This window comes from Mycoplana sp. 10N416 (genome assembly GCF_056394765.1).
Genome location: NZ_JBFTIM010000011.1, coordinates 1 through 15406, shown reverse-complemented (window position 1 = coordinate 15406; position 15406 = coordinate 1). Strand labels below are relative to the sequence as shown.

General features: G+C 62.6%; 16 protein-coding genes, 3 tRNA genes and 1 pseudogene. 7 read left to right on the top strand and 13 right to left on the bottom strand.

What is annotated here, in order from left to right; genetic code table 11:
- The first annotated feature begins 25 nt into the window (after positions 1–25).
- Positions 26–110, top strand: a tRNA-Leu gene (locus AC1DDS_RS20815).
- Positions 111–157: 47 nt separating this feature from the next.
- Here AC1DDS_RS20815 and AC1DDS_RS20810 read toward each other — a convergent pair.
- Positions 158–739: a hypothetical protein gene (locus AC1DDS_RS20810; RefSeq protein ID WP_477480591.1), complete on the bottom strand. Its 582-nt coding sequence runs from the start codon at positions 737–739 to the stop codon at positions 158–160.
- A 65-nt stretch (positions 740–804) separates the two neighbouring features.
- Positions 805–2259 carry a TrkH family potassium uptake protein gene (locus tag AC1DDS_RS20805; RefSeq protein ID WP_477480590.1) on the bottom strand — a complete coding sequence of 485 codons (1455 nt, stop codon included), beginning with the start codon at positions 2257–2259 and terminating at the stop codon, positions 805–807.
- 110 nt (positions 2260–2369) lie between these two features.
- On the opposite strand from AC1DDS_RS20805, the gene ilvA reads away from it, so the two are divergent.
- Positions 2370–3617 (top strand): threonine ammonia-lyase, encoded by a 1248-nt coding sequence (gene ilvA, locus AC1DDS_RS20800; RefSeq protein WP_477480589.1) that lies wholly within the window; start codon positions 2370–2372, stop codon positions 3615–3617.
- Positions 3618–3665: 48 nt separating this feature from the next.
- Positions 3666–3980, top strand: coding sequence for an HlyU family transcriptional regulator (locus AC1DDS_RS20795; RefSeq protein ID WP_477480588.1), 315 nt, complete (start codon positions 3666–3668; stop codon positions 3978–3980).
- A gap of 110 nt (positions 3981–4090) precedes the next feature.
- On the opposite strand, the gene AC1DDS_RS20790 is transcribed toward AC1DDS_RS20795, so the two are convergent.
- Positions 4091–4552 carry an Lrp/AsnC family transcriptional regulator gene (locus AC1DDS_RS20790; protein ID WP_477480587.1) on the bottom strand — a complete coding sequence of 154 codons (462 nt, stop codon included), beginning with the start codon at positions 4550–4552 and terminating at the stop codon, positions 4091–4093.
- 170 nt (positions 4553–4722) lie between these two features.
- Between AC1DDS_RS20790 and ald the strand changes: the two genes are divergently transcribed.
- On the top strand, positions 4723–5841 hold the full coding sequence (gene ald, locus AC1DDS_RS20785; protein WP_477480586.1) for an alanine dehydrogenase: 1119 nt from the start codon (positions 4723–4725) through the stop codon (positions 5839–5841).
- A gap of 59 nt (positions 5842–5900) precedes the next feature.
- On the opposite strand, the gene AC1DDS_RS20780 is transcribed toward ald, so the two are convergent.
- The 9 genes from AC1DDS_RS20780 to AC1DDS_RS20740 form a co-directional block, all read right to left on the bottom strand.
- Positions 5901–6365, bottom strand: coding sequence for a DUF1203 domain-containing protein (locus tag AC1DDS_RS20780; protein WP_477480585.1), 465 nt, complete (start codon positions 6363–6365; stop codon positions 5901–5903).
- Positions 6366–6458: 93 nt separating this feature from the next.
- Positions 6459–7409: a phosphotransferase gene (locus AC1DDS_RS20775; protein ID WP_477480584.1), complete on the bottom strand. Its 951-nt coding sequence runs from the start codon at positions 7407–7409 to the stop codon at positions 6459–6461.
- Positions 7410–7700: 291 nt separating this feature from the next.
- Positions 7701–8267, bottom strand: a complete 567-nt coding sequence (locus tag AC1DDS_RS20770; protein ID WP_477480583.1) for a GNAT family N-acetyltransferase — start codon at positions 8265–8267, stop codon at positions 7701–7703.
- A 4-nt stretch (positions 8268–8271) separates the two neighbouring features.
- Positions 8272–9126, bottom strand: a complete 855-nt coding sequence (gene sseA / locus AC1DDS_RS20765) for a 3-mercaptopyruvate sulfurtransferase (protein WP_477480582.1) — start codon at positions 9124–9126, stop codon at positions 8272–8274.
- Positions 9127–9138: 12 nt separating this feature from the next.
- A complete protein-coding gene (locus AC1DDS_RS20760) occupies positions 9139–9882 on the bottom strand; it encodes an alanyl-tRNA editing protein (protein WP_310422034.1) in 744 nt (247 codons plus the stop codon).
- 3 nt (positions 9883–9885) lie between these two features.
- Positions 9886–10926 carry a cysteine synthase A gene (locus tag AC1DDS_RS20755; RefSeq protein WP_477480581.1) on the bottom strand — a complete coding sequence of 347 codons (1041 nt, stop codon included), beginning with the start codon at positions 10924–10926 and terminating at the stop codon, positions 9886–9888.
- Positions 10927–11068: 142 nt separating this feature from the next.
- A complete protein-coding gene (locus AC1DDS_RS20750; protein ID WP_477480580.1) occupies positions 11069–12523 on the bottom strand; it encodes a cryptochrome/photolyase family protein in 1455 nt (484 codons plus the stop codon).
- A complete protein-coding gene (locus AC1DDS_RS20745) occupies positions 12523–12828 on the bottom strand; it encodes a helix-turn-helix domain-containing protein (protein ID WP_310422025.1) in 306 nt (101 codons plus the stop codon). The genes AC1DDS_RS20750 and AC1DDS_RS20745 overlap by 1 nt, the downstream gene beginning before the upstream one ends.
- 183 nt (positions 12829–13011) lie before the next feature.
- A tRNA-Asn gene (locus AC1DDS_RS20740) sits at positions 13012–13086 on the bottom strand.
- A gap of 164 nt (positions 13087–13250) precedes the next feature.
- Between AC1DDS_RS20740 and AC1DDS_RS20735 the strand changes: the two genes are divergently transcribed.
- The 3 genes from AC1DDS_RS20735 to AC1DDS_RS20725 all read left to right on the top strand — a co-directional run bounded on the left by AC1DDS_RS20735 (position 13251) and on the right by AC1DDS_RS20725 (position 14621).
- Positions 13251–13535 carry a hypothetical protein gene (locus AC1DDS_RS20735; RefSeq protein WP_477480579.1) on the top strand — a complete coding sequence of 95 codons (285 nt, stop codon included), beginning with the start codon at positions 13251–13253 and terminating at the stop codon, positions 13533–13535.
- A 161-nt stretch (positions 13536–13696) separates the two neighbouring features.
- Positions 13697–14266: an NADPH-dependent FMN reductase gene (locus AC1DDS_RS20730; protein WP_477480578.1), complete on the top strand. Its 570-nt coding sequence runs from the start codon at positions 13697–13699 to the stop codon at positions 14264–14266.
- Between the two features lie 281 nt (positions 14267–14547).
- Positions 14548–14621, top strand: a tRNA-Cys gene (locus AC1DDS_RS20725).
- Between the two features lie 135 nt (positions 14622–14756).
- Here the strand turns inward: AC1DDS_RS20725 and AC1DDS_RS20720 are convergent.
- Positions 14757–15406 (bottom strand): annotated as a pseudogene (locus AC1DDS_RS20720) (hypothetical protein); the annotation flags it as partial.

The window sequence follows — 15406 nt, the reverse complement described above, 5'->3', positions numbered from 1 at the left end:
AGACCTCGGCTACCGACGGATCCAGGCGGACGTGGCGAAACTGGTAGACGCAAGGGACTTAAAATCCCTCGGAGTGATCCGTACGGGTTCGACCCCCGTCGTCCGCACCAAGATCAAACTGTAGAAACGGCTGTGATGTTGTCCGGCGCGGCTTGTCTCACGGCGCGATCGAGAACTTCTGGTCGGACAGGGCAACGGCGCCACTGAGGGCGTCGCGAAAGCGGTAGCGCAGCACGTAGTCGCCGGCGGGCGGGCCCTCGACGTTCAGCGTCAGCTTGGCGAAGACCTCCTGGTTGCGCACGAACCCGCGGAAGGTGAAGGAGCCGAAGGCCTTTTGCTCGGCCAGCGTGTCGCCCTTGTTGTTCAAAAGCTCGAGGTCGACCGTGAACTGCGCCTCCATCCGGCCACCCTCGATCGGCCGCCAACTGAGGCCGACCGGCTCGACATAGGAAATCAGTGGCTCGCCGGGTTTGTAGGTCGAGGTCGGCCGCGGCGTATACATGCCGTATCCCTCCGGCGGCTCGGCCACGAACGCGGCCTTGCCGATCGTGAAGGGAAGCGTGGCGGCAAAGATACCGAATGCGTCGCGCATCGCGCCGTAGGCCCCGACCGGATTCCCAGAGGTTGCCAGTTGCTCCGCCTTCGTCGCCGCCTCGACCAGAGGGCCGGCCTGGGACGCCGACCCCCACAATCCGGCCGCGACGGCAAGCGATATCAACACACAAGGTTTGGCTGGCATGCGGCTCCCCCGGATCGTTGTCCGCGAAGGATGCGCAGGTGCCGGCGGGCAGTCAAGGAGGTGCTTTAGCTCTTCCAGAACAAGGGCGTCAGGATGACGAGCACGGTCAGCACTTCGAGGCGGCCGAGCAGCATGAGGAACGAGAGCGTGTAGAGGGCCGGATCGTTCATGTTGGCGAAGTTGCCCGCCGGCCCGATCGCAGGAGTGACCCCGGGGCCGACGTTGGAAATGGCGGTGGCGGCCGCTGAGATCGCGGTCAGCGCGTCATAGCCGAGCAGTCCCATGACGATGCTGCCGGCCGCGCAGAGCATGATGTAGCTGATGAAGAAGAGGAACACGTTGCGCTGGACGTCCGCATCCACCGTCATCGGACCGTAACGCACGGCGTGAATGCCGTTCGGGTAGATCAGCCGGTTGAGGCCGGAGCGAACAAAGTTGAAGAGGATGATGATGCGGTAGGCCTTGATGCCGCCCGCGGTCGAACCGGAGCAACCGCCCATGAACGTCGCCACGAAGGCCAGCACGACGATGAAGCTCCCCCAGGCCGTATAGTCGTCGCTGACAAAGCCGGTGGTCGAGAGAATGGAGGTCACGGTGAAGAAGGAATGCGCCATGGCTTCGTGGAACGGCACGCCGTTTTGCAGCCGCTGGTAAAGGCTGGCAGCGATGGCAAAGAACAGCACGTAGCCGAGAAAGACGACGATCTGCGGATCCTTCAGCGTGTGCAGTCTTCCGCGCACGATGAACAGGATCAGGATGGAGAAGGGAAGGCTGCAGAGCGTCATGTAGAACGACGCCGCCCAGAGGATCGGCAGGCTGTTGTAGTAGGCGAAGGAAGCATCGCGGGTGGAAAGGCCGCCGGTTGCCACAGTCGACATTGCATGGTTGATCGCGTCGAAACGGTTCATGCCCAGCACATTGTAGGTGATCGCGCAGACGAACGTCAGAAACACGTAGATCAGCAGGAAGGCGCGGATGTAGCTTGCCATGCGGGCAAAGGGCTTGTCGCCGGTATCCGTCGATTCCAGCTTGAAGAAGGAAAGACCGCCGACCCGCAGGTAGGGCATGATGAAGAGCCCGAGCGCGAGGATTCCGATACCGCCGAGCCAGTGCAGCAGCGAGCGCCACATCAATATGCCGGGTGGAGCGTTGTCGAGACCGACGATCACGGTCGAGCCCGTGGTCGTCACGGCGGAGACCGATTCGTAGAACGCCGCGGCAAAGTCCATCTTGAGCGACGACATCCAAAACGGCATTGCGCCGATCAGGCAGCAGACGAGCCAAAGCAGGTTGACGACGAGAAAGCTCATCTTCTTGCTGAACGGTGGCGGGCCGGCCCGCGTTGCGGCAACCGTGATGAGGCAGAGGCCGCCCATTGCGAAGCCGCAGATTGCGAAGACCTTCCAGTCGGGATGACCGTAGTAAAGGTCGACCACCAGCGGCACGAGCATCGCAAGCGACAGATAGAGCCCGCAGGTGGCAGCGATGTTGATGGCGGAGCGGTAGATCGTGGCGTTCAAGGGGCGTCTCGTTGTAGCTGGCACGATCCGCTGTGAAAGGGCGGTGGCCTCCGCGGCTGCGATATGCAATAGCGAGAGCAATAGGCAAACTCAAGAACGGCAGCAAGGCCATGAAACAGGATGTGGATCGCGCAACCCCAGCCGTGCGCACACTTTTTCCCGAAACGCCGCTTCAGTTGAACGAGCATTTGAGTGTCCGTTACGACGCCCGCATCTTTCTGAAGCGCGAAGATCTGACCCCGGTCAGGTCCTACAAGATCCGCGGCGCCTTCAATTTCTTCCGCAAGATCCTTGCAGACGGAAAGAAGGCGGCGTCGTTCGTCTGCGCTTCGGCCGGCAACCATGCCCAGGGTTTTGCCTTCGTATGCCGGCATTTCGGCGTGCAGGGTGTCGTCTTCATGCCGGTGACCACGCCGCAGCAGAAGATCGACAAGACGCGGATATTCGGTGGCGACTTCGTGCAGATCCGCCTCGTCGGCGACATTTTCGATCAGTGCTATCAGGCCGCGCAGGAGCATGCGCGCGATAGCGGCGCGGTGATGGTGCCGCCCTTCGATCATCCTGACATCATCGAGGGGCAGGCGACCGTCGCCGCCGAGATCGTGGCGCAACTGGGCGATGACATCCGTCCGGATCTCGTGGTCCTGCCCGTCGGTGGCGGCGGACTTGCGGCGGGCGTTACCGGGTATATGGGTGATCGCCTCGCCCCGGAGGGCTTCCTTTTCTGTGAGCCGGAAGGAGCGCCGAGCCTGCGCCGAAGCCTAGAAGCGGGCGGGGTGGTCACGCTCGATCAGGTCGACAATTTCGTCGATGGCGCCGCCGTCGGGCGAATCGGCGATCTGAATTTCGCTGCGCTCAAGAAATTCAAGCCGGAACAGGCGATGTTGCTGTCGGAGAACGCGATCTGTGTGACGATCAGCGACATGCTCAACGTGGAAGGCGTGGTGCTCGAGCCGGCCGGCGCGCTCTCGATCACGGCGCTGGAAGCGCTTGGCCGGGAGAGACTGCAGGGCAAGACGGTTGTCGCCGTCGTTTCCGGCGGCAATTTCGATTTCGAGCGGTTGCCGGACGTCAAGGAACGGGCGATGCGGCATCGCGGCCTGAAGAAGTACTTCATCCTGCGCATGGCGCAGCGTCCCGGCGCGTTGCGGGATTTTCTCAATCTGCTCGGCCCTGAGGACGATATCTCCCGCTTCGAATATCTGAAGAAGTCGGCGCGAAATTTCGGCTCGATCCTGATCGGCATCGAGACGAAGTCGCCCGACAATTTTGCGGTTCTCAAGGAGGCGTTCGATCGCGCAGGCCTGCGATATCAGGATATTACGGAGAACGAGATTCTGGCGAACCTGATCATCTGATCGGTACATGGTCGTTGACAGCGGGGCACGCTGTGTTACCACTCGGCCATGGCATCGTTTCTATCAAAGCTTTTCGGCCGGTCCGGCAAGACCGACACTCCCACGGTAACGCCGGAGGAAAAAGAGATCTACAAGGATCTTGTCCTCGTCGCGACGCCAATGGCGGAGGGCTCGCAGTTCCGACTAGCGGGCCGGATTGAAAAGCAGGATGGCGACGTCCTCCTCGTTCGTACCTTTATTCGCGCCGACATGTTTACCAGCCGTGACGACACGGTTGCCGCGGCCTTCCGCAAGGCCCGCCAGATCGCCGACCAGAATGGCACGTCGCTTTTCGCCGATGGGGCGCAGTCGCGCTCGGTCTGAGGCTGGCGCCGTCTCCGGCAGGTTGCGATGACAATTCTACAAGCCGACCGATTCTAGCCTGAAGCAGATCGCCATCCGGACGGCCGCGCTTCTGGCGCCGCGAGCGGTGTTCAAATGCCGACGTTCGGGCGGTCGATGATCTCGCGGAGTGCGAAGCTCGAATTGATCTTGACCACATGCGGCAAGGCGGAAAGCCAGTCGCGATGTATCCGCTCGTAATCGGCCAGATCTTTTGCCGCGACCCGCAGGATATAGTCGTATTCCCCGGACATGAGATAGCAGACGAGGACGTTCGGGCAGAGTTTTACGGCCGCCTCGAACTCGGCAAGCGTCTTGGCGAATTGTCCGGAGAGCGAAATATGCACGATGGCGATCATCGTGTAGTCGAGCGCCTTCTGCGACAGATGGGCGTGATAGCCGCTGATGACGCCGGATTTCTCCAGGATGTCGAGACGGCGCGAGCAGGCGGACGGCGAGAGCCCGACACGGTCGGCTAGCTCGGCATTCGAGATGCGCCCGTAGTGCTGGAGTATCCGCAACATCGCAGTATCTATTGTGTCGAGTGCACTCAACGCCATTTCCTTCGAGAGAAGACTGAGCGGGCACAAGCATATTCGAAAATGCCGATCCATTCCAAGTTTCTTCGCAAGGACATTGCGCGGGAGTTCTGATCCAATCTTCAGATCCGCAGGGAGTGGCGGAATATCAAGATTGGCACACGAATGGAGAGAGGAACGCAAGAATGCGTGTCGGATGCCCGAAGGAAATCAAGAACCATGAATATCGCGTCGGCCTGACGCCCGGTGCGGTGCGCGAATATGTGGCACACGGACACGAGGTGTTGGTCGAAACCAAAGCCGGCGCCGGGATTGGTGCCGATGACGACGCCTACCGTGCCGCCGGCGCCCGGATCGTGACGACAGCGAAGGAGATCTTCGAAAAGGCCGACATGGTCGTCAAGGTGAAGGAGCCGCAGCCCGGCGAATGGGCCCAACTCCGCGAAGGCCAGATCCTATATACCTATCTCCATCTCGCGCCCGATCCGGAACAGGCCGCGGGGTTGCTCAAGTCCGGTGTCACGGCGGTCGCCTATGAGACCGTGACGGACGATCGCGGCGGTCTGCCGCTGCTGGCACCGATGTCCGAGGTGGCGGGACGGCTATCGATACAGGCCGGCGCAACAGCCCTGCAGAAGGCAAATGGCGGGCGGGGAATTCTTCTTGGCGGTGTGCCCGGTGTCGAGCCGGCACAGGTTACTGTGATCGGTGGCGGTGTCGTCGGCTTGCATGCGGCCAGGATGGCGGCGGGTCTTGGGGCGGATGTCACCATTCTCGACCGGTCGATCCCGCGTCTGCGCCATCTCGACGATATCTTCAACGGCCGCGTCCATACGCGCTATTCGACGATCGATGCGCTCGAGGAAGAGGTCTTCGCCGCCGATCTCGTAATCGGCGCGGTGCTGATACCCGGTGCGGCGGCGCCCAAGCTCGTCACCCGCGAAATGCTGTCGGCGATGAAGAAGGGCTCGGTGATTGTCGACGTGGCCATCGACCAGGGCGGCTGCTTCGAGACCTCTCATGCCACGACCCACTCCGATCCGACCTTCGAGGTCGACGGTGTCATCCATTATTGCGTGGCCAACATGCCCGGCGCGGTGCCGATCACCTCGGCGCAGGCGCTCAACAACGCGACCCTCCACTATGGCCTGCAACTGGCCGACAAGGGTTTGAAGGCGATCGCCGAGGACCGGCATTTGCGCGCAGGCCTCAATGTTCACCGCGGCCGCATTGCCAACGGGGCGGTGGCCGAAGCGCTCGGCTACGAGATGGTCTCTCCGGAGGCGATTCTGAACGTGGCATAGTCTTGCGGTTGTGGATCCACGAGGGGCCTGGAGCAATCCAGGCCCGAACGGCGCCGCCCCTACGCCGGCTCGATCCTGCATTGGTAGCAGTTGTTGCGGGCAGAGCGGACATGAACATAGGCGATGTCCGACCGGGCCAGCAGCGTCTCCGCGTAGGCCGGAATTTCCTCCGTCGGCGTCACCGCGCCGGTGCCGTAGACGATCCGGTCGTGCCCATCGTAGCCGCGGACGATGTAGTCCCGGCTGTCAAGCATCGATGGCACCCCGACGCCCGAGAACGCCGAGCAAGGTTCGGCATGGAGGAAGATCGGCCCGGTTTCCGCATAGGGCTGCAACTCCGGGAAGGGCCTGTGGGCAAGAACGAGATAGGGCTCTCCGGCGCGCACCCCTTCGAGGCAATGGCGGCAGGGCACACCGTCCCCGTCTGAGATCCGGCGCTCCGGGCGCATGCCATAGGAGTCGGTGCCGCCATTCCAAAGTGCTGCGGCGGTGTCGGTCGGGATGGGATGAAAACGGATGGCCATAGGTGTTCTCCGGCTGTCGATCGGATCACCATGGTCCTAGTTCATGGCCGGCGACACCCGTTTCTTGCCGCTTCCGCTACGCGCGCCGCGGCATCAGGCCGGTTTGACGAACAGAAGGTCGCATTGCCGGAGCAGGTTGATCGGACCGGCGTCGGGATCGGCAAGGGCGAGGTCGATGATCGTCCGGGTTATGTTCAGATAGTAGGCTTCGTTCCGCCGTGCCGTGTGAATGATGGCGATATTGGCCTCCAGTTGCCGCGTTGCCGCCTCCCGCACCGAGCGGTTCGGCAGCAATTGCCCGATCCTCAACAGGCGGTTTTTGCGCGTGACGTGGCGCACCCGATCCTGCCGGGCAAGGGCGAGGCGCGCCGCGGCGGCAAAAACGAGGTCACGGCCGTACTGGTTCCAGGTTTGGCGGAGTTGCGGCGAACAGGAGCGCAGGTAGGCTCGCATCAGGATACGCCGCTTCTGCACCCGCCGGCAGAAGGGGCGCAACAAGGTCGCGGCGAGCTCGATGCCGGAAACGTCATAGGCGAGCAGTTCGTAGTCGATGAGGCCAACGGATTGGTCGTCGTTCTGGATGATGTTCTTGCCGAAGAGGTCGCCGTGGGTCAGTTGCGTGGCAGGCAGTCCGCTCAGCCGGCTCATGCTCTCCCTGATCCAGGTTTTTTGCTTGTCAGTCAGTTGCGTTTCGCCGGCGAGATAGGCCTCATGCGGCAGCTTCGGTCGCTTTCGCTCAAAGAGCGCGCGCCGGGGCGGTCCCTCGAGCGAATTCAGCTTCGCCATCGTTTGCCCCAGAGAGACGAGGCCGTCGCGATTCGCCTTGCCGGACAGGTGGCGTCCCGGCAGATAGGAAAGAGCGATCCAATGGCCGTGGCGCAGATATTCTCCGAAAGACGATGTCCGCGCGCAGATGGATTGAACGGCGATTCCGGCGCTATCTAGTCTTTGGATCGTCTGCTCGAAATGCTCCATCGTCCGCTTCGTGCGGAACCGGTAGAGGACATATTGCTGCTGGTTCAGCTCGACAATGCGCTTCTGCATGTTGAAACGCCATTTCGAATGCAGGACGTCGGCTTGCCCGGCGAGCAATTCGCTTATGCTGGGATGGCGGTTGATCATGCTGAAGCGATGCGTCCTGATGTCGTGCGCTCCAGTGCGGGGGTGCCTTACCCGGAGCCTGTGGTCGGGTTCGTATATGACCTAAACGCGCAGCCGTTTCCAGTCGCGGCAAGGCCGCATCCCGCCTTTCGTTCGCGGCGCGGCAGTATGAAGCAAGGTGCGGGCGTTTGATCGACCCGGGACTTCGCGGGGGGGACTCGCGATCGCGTGTGATCAGCTGCCGCGGGCAAGCTCCAGCAGTTCGGCATCGGACAGCGGCAGGATTGTCGCCTCGCGCGTGCTGACGGGGGAAAAGCCGAACATCTGGTAGAGCTGCAGCGCGCGGGGATGATCGAGGTTGTTCGTGGTAACGCTGAGCGACGTCGGATCAGTCGACCAGGCCGCATAGAGTGTCTGGAGCAGGAACCACTTGCCGAGCCCGAGCCCGAGTGCGTGCTCGAACAGACCGAAATGCACGAGCTCCGTCCTCTCGGCGTTGCGCTGGAACAGCTCGAAGAAGCCGGCCGGCGCGCCGTCGACATAGAGCACCGTCACATTGGTGCGGCGGTCGTTGAGAATTTCAGCAAGGACTTCGTCGTCCATCCTCAGCCGCTCCACCCAGTGCCAGCGGCGGCCGACCTGGGTGTAGAGGAAGCGATAGAACGCCGTCGGGATTCCGGGCACGCGCATGATGGCGGTCTGGATATTGACCGGCACCGGCAGGCTTTGCTTCGGCGGGGCGCTCATGCGCAGTTCGGTGATGTGGACCGGGATCGGTGCCGGCTGGTTGCGGGATGCCATAGCGTCAGTCTCGTCCGGTCACCACCGGCGTATCGGCCCGACCGCCCCATTCCGACCAAGAACCGTCATAGAGCGTATTGTTCTCATGGCCGAGGGAATGAAGTGCGAGCGTGATGATGGCTGCGGTGATCCCCGAGCCGCAGGTGGTCACGACCGGTGCGTCCAAGTCGATTCCGGCGCTGTCGAACGTGGTCTTGAGCGCACCCAGGTCCTTAAGCCTTCCGTCGACCGAGAAAATGCCCGATGGCATGCTGCGTGCGCCCGGCATGTGTCCGGAGCGCATGCCCGCGCGCGGTTCGGCTTCCTCCCCGGTGAAGCGTCCGGTTCCGCGGGCGTCGGCGATCTGGCGCGAGCCCGACGACACGATGTCGTGCATCTCGTCGAAAGACGTCACTGCCGCGGGGTTGAAGTGGGGGCGAAAATGCCCTGGCGCCGGCTCCGGAAGATCGGTCTCGAGCGGCCGACCTTCCTTCTTCCAGCCGTCGAGGCCGCCGTCCATGACGTAAACGTTCTTCGCGCCCATGGTCCGCAACAGCCACCATACGCGTGGTGCGGTGAAGATGCCGGGACCGTCGTAGACGACGATGGTGTCGGTATCGGAAATTCCGAGCTTCTCCACGGCGATCGCGAATTCCTCGGGCGAGGGGATGCTGTGCGGCAGCCCGGTCGAGAGATCGGCGATGGCGTCCTGGTCGTAGAAGACGGCGCCGGGAATGTGCCCGGCCGCATATTCGGCGGCACCGTTGCGGTTCTGAGCCGGAAGATACCAGGATGCGTCGATGATCCTGAATTCCGGCGCGCCGAGCTGCTTTTGCACCCAATCGGCGGTGACGACGTATTTGCTTCTGGCGGCGGTCACGGATGGTCCTCCTCAGGCCGCGGACGTGGGCGAACCGAACTGGATTCGGAATCGCCGGTTTTCCTTGCCCTTCTTCTCGATCTTCGAAATGTGGATGGCGCCGACTTCCTGCGTTTCGGAGACGTGCGTTCCGCCGCAGGGCTGGCTGTCGACCGCCGAGTTTTCGCCGATGCACACGAGGCTGACGCGCCCCATGCCCATCGGCGGGCGGACGTTCTTCGATTTCACGATGCCCGGGTTGGCGGCAAGCTCCGCGTCGGTGATCCACTGCACGTAGACCGGATGGTTGGCAGCCACCAGTTCCATGAGCTTTGCCGTGACGTCATCCCTGTCTATCGTTTCGGTCATGTCGAAATCGACCCGGCTTTCCTCCTCGCCGACCGCGGCACCCGTGATCGGGAACGGGCAGACGACGGAAAGCAGGTGGCAGGCGGTGTGCATGCGCATCAGCCGGTAGCGGCGGGGCCAGTCGATATGGAGCACCAGCTTTTCGCCGACGATCGGCAGCGGCGCGCCCTCCAGCGGCCGATGGATGATAATGTCCTTCGTCGCCCCGTGGACGGTCGGGCCGAGCGCGATCCGGCTGCCGTCGGCGCGCTCGAAGAACCCGGTATCCCCCGGCTGGCCGCCGGACGTTGCGTAGAAGCAGGTCTGGTCGAGCTCGATGCCGCCGTCTTCGTGAACCGCCGTCACCACCGCCTCAGTCGTCGAAAGGTAGAAATCGTCACGAAAGAGCGGGGCAACGGGCTGGGTCATGGATCATTCAACGGCCTGATAGGGGACTTTGATCGCCGATGTCGTCTTAAGCCAGGCCGGGGCGGGCAGGCCCTTCGAATCGAGGAAGTCCGGATTGAACAGTTTGGACTGGTACCGGTTACCATAGTCGCAGAGGATCGTCACGACCGTGTGCCCGGGTCCGAGGTCCTTCGCCAGCCGGATTGCACCGGCGATGTTGATGCCCGACGAGCCGCCCACGCACAGGCCCTCGTGCTCGATCAGGTCGAAGACGAGCGGGACCGCTTCGGAATCGGGGATCTGGTAGGAGTAATCCGGGGTGAAACCCTCCAGGTTGGCGGTGATCCGGCCCTGTCCGATCCCCTCGGTGATGGAACTGCCGGATGCCTTCAGTTCGCCGTGCGCATAGTAGTTATAGAGAGCTGCACCCTCGGGATCGGCAAGTCCGATTTTGATGTTCGGGTTCATCGCACGCAGGCCGGCTGCCACGCCGGCGAGCGTGCCGCCGGAGCCGACGGCACAGATGAAACCGTCGACCTTGCCGTCGGTGTCGCGCCAGATCTCCGGAGCGGTCGTTTCGATGTGCGCTTCGCGATTGGCGACGTTGTCGAACTGGTTCGCCCAGATCGCCCCATTGGGTTCCGTCTTCGCAAGTTCCTCCGCCAGCCGGCCGGAAAGCTTCACGTAGTTGTTCGGATTCTTGTAAGGGACGGCGGGCACTTCGATGAGTTCGGCGCCAAGCAGTTTCAGCGCGTCCTTCTTTTCCTGGCTCTGGGTTTCCGGGATGACGATCACGGTGCGGTAGCCCAGCGCCTGGGCGACCATCGCAAGACCGATGCCGGTGTTTCCGGCGGTGCCCTCGACGATCACTCCGCCCGGCCGCAGTTGGCCGGCCTTCTCCGCCGCGCGGATGATCCACAGCGCCGCGCGGTCCTTGACCGACTGGCCCGGGTTCAGGAATTCGGCCTTGCCGAGGATCGTGCAACCGGTCGCTTCGGATGCGCCTTTCAGCCGGATCAGCGGCGTATTGCCGATTGCGTCCAACACCGAAGGGAGAATAGCCATGGCCTGCGAACCTCGCATTTTGCATCTAGATTAGGCAGCGACTTTTCGGACCGCAAGCAATGCTTTGCAAGAAAATCCGTTCCTTGTCCCGGAGTTCCAGAGGCATATTTTCGCGCCGAGTCGAGCCGATCGTGTCACTTCTTCAGGTCCTGGAAGCCTTGATGCGGTTGAAGGCATCCAAGGCCCGGCTTCGGGCCAGGCGATGATCGACGATCGGGCCGGGGTAGTCGGTGCCGAGCCGCACCTCGGCCGCCTGCAGCACCGAAGCGGGTGCTTTGGAAGGGCAGTGGATATATTTCGGCGGCACGCGGGAAAGTTCGGGAACATGCCTCTTGATGTAAAGGCCTTCGGGATCAAACTTTTCGCCCTGGAGCGTGGGGTTGAAGATGCGAAAGAACGGAGCGGCGTCCGCCCCGCACCCGGCCACCCACTGCCAACTCGCCGCGTTCGAGGCGGGATCGGCGTCCAACAGCGTGTCCCGGAACCAGGACATTCCGCTCCGCCAGTCGATCATGAGGTCTTTCACGAGGAAGGAGGCCACGATCATCCGCACCCGGTTGTGCATGTAGCCGTGCGTCCAGAGCTGGCGCATGCCGGCGTCGACGATCGGGTAGCCGGTCAGGCCGCGGGTCCAGGCGTCGAGCATCGGCGCGTCGTCGCGCCAATCGAAGGCGTCGAAGCGACGGTCGAGATTGTCGCTCGCAAGCTGCGGATTGTGAAACAGCAGGTGATAGGAAAAATCGCGCCACGCGAGTTCCTTGCGGAAGGAGGCAACACCCTCGGCATCGGATCCGTCCGAAGCGATCCGCGCCGCATGCCAGGCTTGCGCCGGCGAGATTTCGCCGAAGGTGAGGTGCGGCGAAAGCCTTGATGTGCCGTCGATCGCCGGAAAATCGCGCGCTTGACCGTATCGACCAAGTCGTTCGCGAACGAATGCTGCAAGGTGTTCCCGTGCGGATGCCTCGCCCGGCGTCCAGGTCTCGCCGAAGCGGCTGGCCCAGTCCGGCTTCTGCGGAAGCAGCCGCCAGTCGTCCAGCCTTTCGCTCTGCGGGAATTGCTCCGGGCCGGGGATATGCGATGGTGCGTCGACCGGCGTATCCGGCTCGCCGCCGGTGGACATCGCCCGCCAGAACGGCGTGAACACCTTATAAGGGCTGCCGCCGCCGGTTCTCAGCCGCAAGGGGTCGTGCAGCAACTGACCGGCAAAGCTGCTGGCCTGCGCTCCGGTCGCACGGGCCCACGCCTTGACGGCACTGTCGACCCTTACGCCGTCGGGGTCGTGCCGGCGGTTCCAGTAGAGTGCAGATGCGCCGGTCTCCGCCATGATCGCTTGCAGAACCTCCAGCGCCGCGCCGCGGCGCAGCACCAGCCGGCTGCCCGCCGTCGCCAGGCTGCCGCCGAGCGCTGAAAGAGAGTGATGCAACCACCAGGCCTGCGCCGCTCCGTAGGGCAGGGCGCCGTCGTTCCCCTGTTCAAGGATGAACAGCGGAATCACCGGGTGGCCGCTCGAGACCGCCGCAGCGAGAGCGTGATTGTCGGCCAATCGCAGATCCCTTCGGAACCAGACGATGACAGGCGCACGATGCGGCATCGACATCATCGCGGCAGCTGATCGTCTTCCCCGGTCGGTCCGCCCTCGTTCTCCAGGACGTCGATGGCCTTGACCTCCCGACGCGTGAACTTCAGCCGCACACCAACGCCGGCCTCGTCTTCGCCGACCAGCAAAACGCCGCCCTCAAAGAACGCCCTCTCGATCGCTTCGCGGGAGGCTTCGCTTGCGATCCTCTTGCCACGCTCGAAATCCGAGATGGTGCGTGCCGAAACGTTCGCCGCTTCCGCAAGCTTATCCTTCGTCCAGTCGATCAGGGCTCGGCCGGCACGGCATTGGGCAGGGGTGATCATAACGGCCTCGCGACATTGGCGTTGCGGAAGAAACGAAGCCTGGATTATCGGTATTTTGACCGTGGCCGCAATGGCGGCACTGGTCGCACGCGCGAACCGGTCGGCGCGAGCCGGGCGAAGCCTTGGGAAACCTGCCTGAAACGATAAAGGGGCCGCGCGATTGTCGCGCAGCCCCTCTGAAACTGGCTCCCCGGGCCGGATTCGAACCGGCGACCTGTCGATTAACAGTCGAATGCTCTACCGCTGAGCTACCAGGGATCATCCGCTCGCTGCGGAGTGAGCGGGTAATACAAATGCTGGACCGATTTGCCAAGCGCTTTTTGAGAAAAAAGCGCAAGTTCCTTGATTGATTGTGGAGAAAGGCCCAGATGACAGGCTGAACCCCCTGGAAATCCAGCATTACGGAATTGTGACCTGCACGGATGAAATCGAAAGAGACGACCAAGACCCGCTTCGGCATCGATCACCGAACCCATGAGATCGTCATCGGACCGTTCCGCCAGCGGCTGCCGCAGTCGCGCATGCTGCGCACGCTGGTCGGGTTCTTGCTGATCTTCCTCGGCCTGCTCGGCTTCCTGCCGGTGCTAGGCTTCTGGATGATTCCGCTGGGGCTTCTCGTTCTGTCGCACGATTCGCCCCTCATCCGCCGGCAGCGGCGCAAGCTTGCCGTCTGGTGGGCGACGCGGAAGATGCGCCGCGGCGAGTAGGTCGGCCGGCTTCTCCCTGGACTTGAACCTTGCAATAGGTCGCAGATGACCAGTCTGCCGGCGGAGTTGGCAAGGACGATTGCTATTCAGGTGCCGGCGCCCTCGATTTTGCGCCCTTCGGCTATATGTAGATTGGTCGGGGCTGCCCAAGGAGCAAGTCGATGACCACCTACCATGTCGGATATTTCGTCGGGAGTCTTTCCAGCACGTCGATCAACCGCAAGCTCGCAAAGGCGTTGGTGCGGCTTGCACCGAAGGAGTTGGAACTGGAAGAAATTTCGTTCCGCGATCTGCCGCTGTATAGCCCGGATTACGATGCGAACTATCCGCCGGTTGCCCGTGCATACAAGGACGCGATAACCAGCAAGGATGCGATTCTTTTCGTCACGCCAGAGTACAACCGGTCGATCCCCGGTGCCTTGAAGAACGCGATTGACTGGGCAAGCCGGCCATATGGCACCAACGCCTTTGCTCGAAAGGCCTCGGCGGTCATCGGCACGTCGCCTGGCTCGATCGGTACGGCGGTCGCTCAGCAAAGCCTTCGCAGCGTCCTGAGCTTCTGCAATGCGCCGCAAATGAATGCGCCGGAAGCCTACATCCAGTTCACGCCGGGACTGATAACCGACGACGGTGAAGTCACGGTGGATTCGACCACGGACTTCCTGCGCAACTACATGGCCGAATTCCATGCCTTCATCATAAGGGTGCGGACGGTGCTGCCGCGCGAATGAAAGCCGGCGCCGCGCGAGAACCCTCGAGGAGCGGAGCCGTCCCGTCTGGCCCGGTGCAGCCTTCGCTGTCTGCGGTGCAATGATGCGAAATTCGCCGTGGTATGCCAGCAGCTTAGGGCGGGGAGGGGCGCCCCCACCGCCCTGGCGTTGGGGAGCCGATGGACGGGCTGTGGGAAACAGCGTTTCTCAATCGGCAAGGCACAATTTCGGAATGAGCCCCCTTGCTTCCTTATCGAATTCGTTCTAAACGCCGCCCACCACTCGCTTTTAAGCAAACGGACGGCCTCGTGGCGGAGTGGTTACGCAGAGGACTGCAAATCCTTGCACCCCGGTTCGATTCCGGGCGAGGCCTCCACTCACTTCTTGCTCAGTCCGCAACTCGCTGCAAGGCTGGCCAGGGCCGGGGTCGACAAGTCCAGCGACCATGCCCCGACCTGTCTGATGCCCCTGACAACGAAGAAACGACTGGCTCAACCGGATCGGCCAGGTGTTATCGGGAGGAGGTCGCTCTTCTGCGCTGACGTGAACGGGCGAGTTTCCTGGCCGATCTTAGCTCCGCAAGCGTCGGCAGCCACCATCCCAGCCTTCGGTCGGGCTCGCTACGCACGGGCCAGGTGGAGACGAGTTCCTTCAAGGAGGGAAGCCTCCACGACGCCCATATGAAGTCCATTAGGCTCTTAGTCAGGTGCGGGTAGAAAGAGGAAAAGTCGGGGGTGGCGAGTTCACCCGAGATGTCTGTAAACATGACGATGCCGTAAGTCTCAGTCGAGACGGGGTGATCCAGTGGCGGCGGGAAGACGCTGGGAACCGGATAGCGCCGAAGACGGCGTTCGCGGGCCAGCATTCGCGCTTTGCGCTCTTCGTCGGAGCCGCGCAAGGTCAGGCGGCGGATTCTGCGCGCTTCGGGCTCATTGCGCTGAGCGGCGGCCTCGATGGTCGGCCACCGTTTGCGCAGATCTTCATAGGATCGAAAGGGCACCCGCCATAGCCGCAGTGTTTCATCCCAATGGGCCCACGGCACCTGACGCAGTTCACGGATCACCGTCCTCGAGTAAGGCGTGCGCACCCGCAGGTCGTTGGCAACTTCAATATATTGGCTGTCGATCGGCTCGAAGTCGTATCGATCGGCTCGAAGTCGTA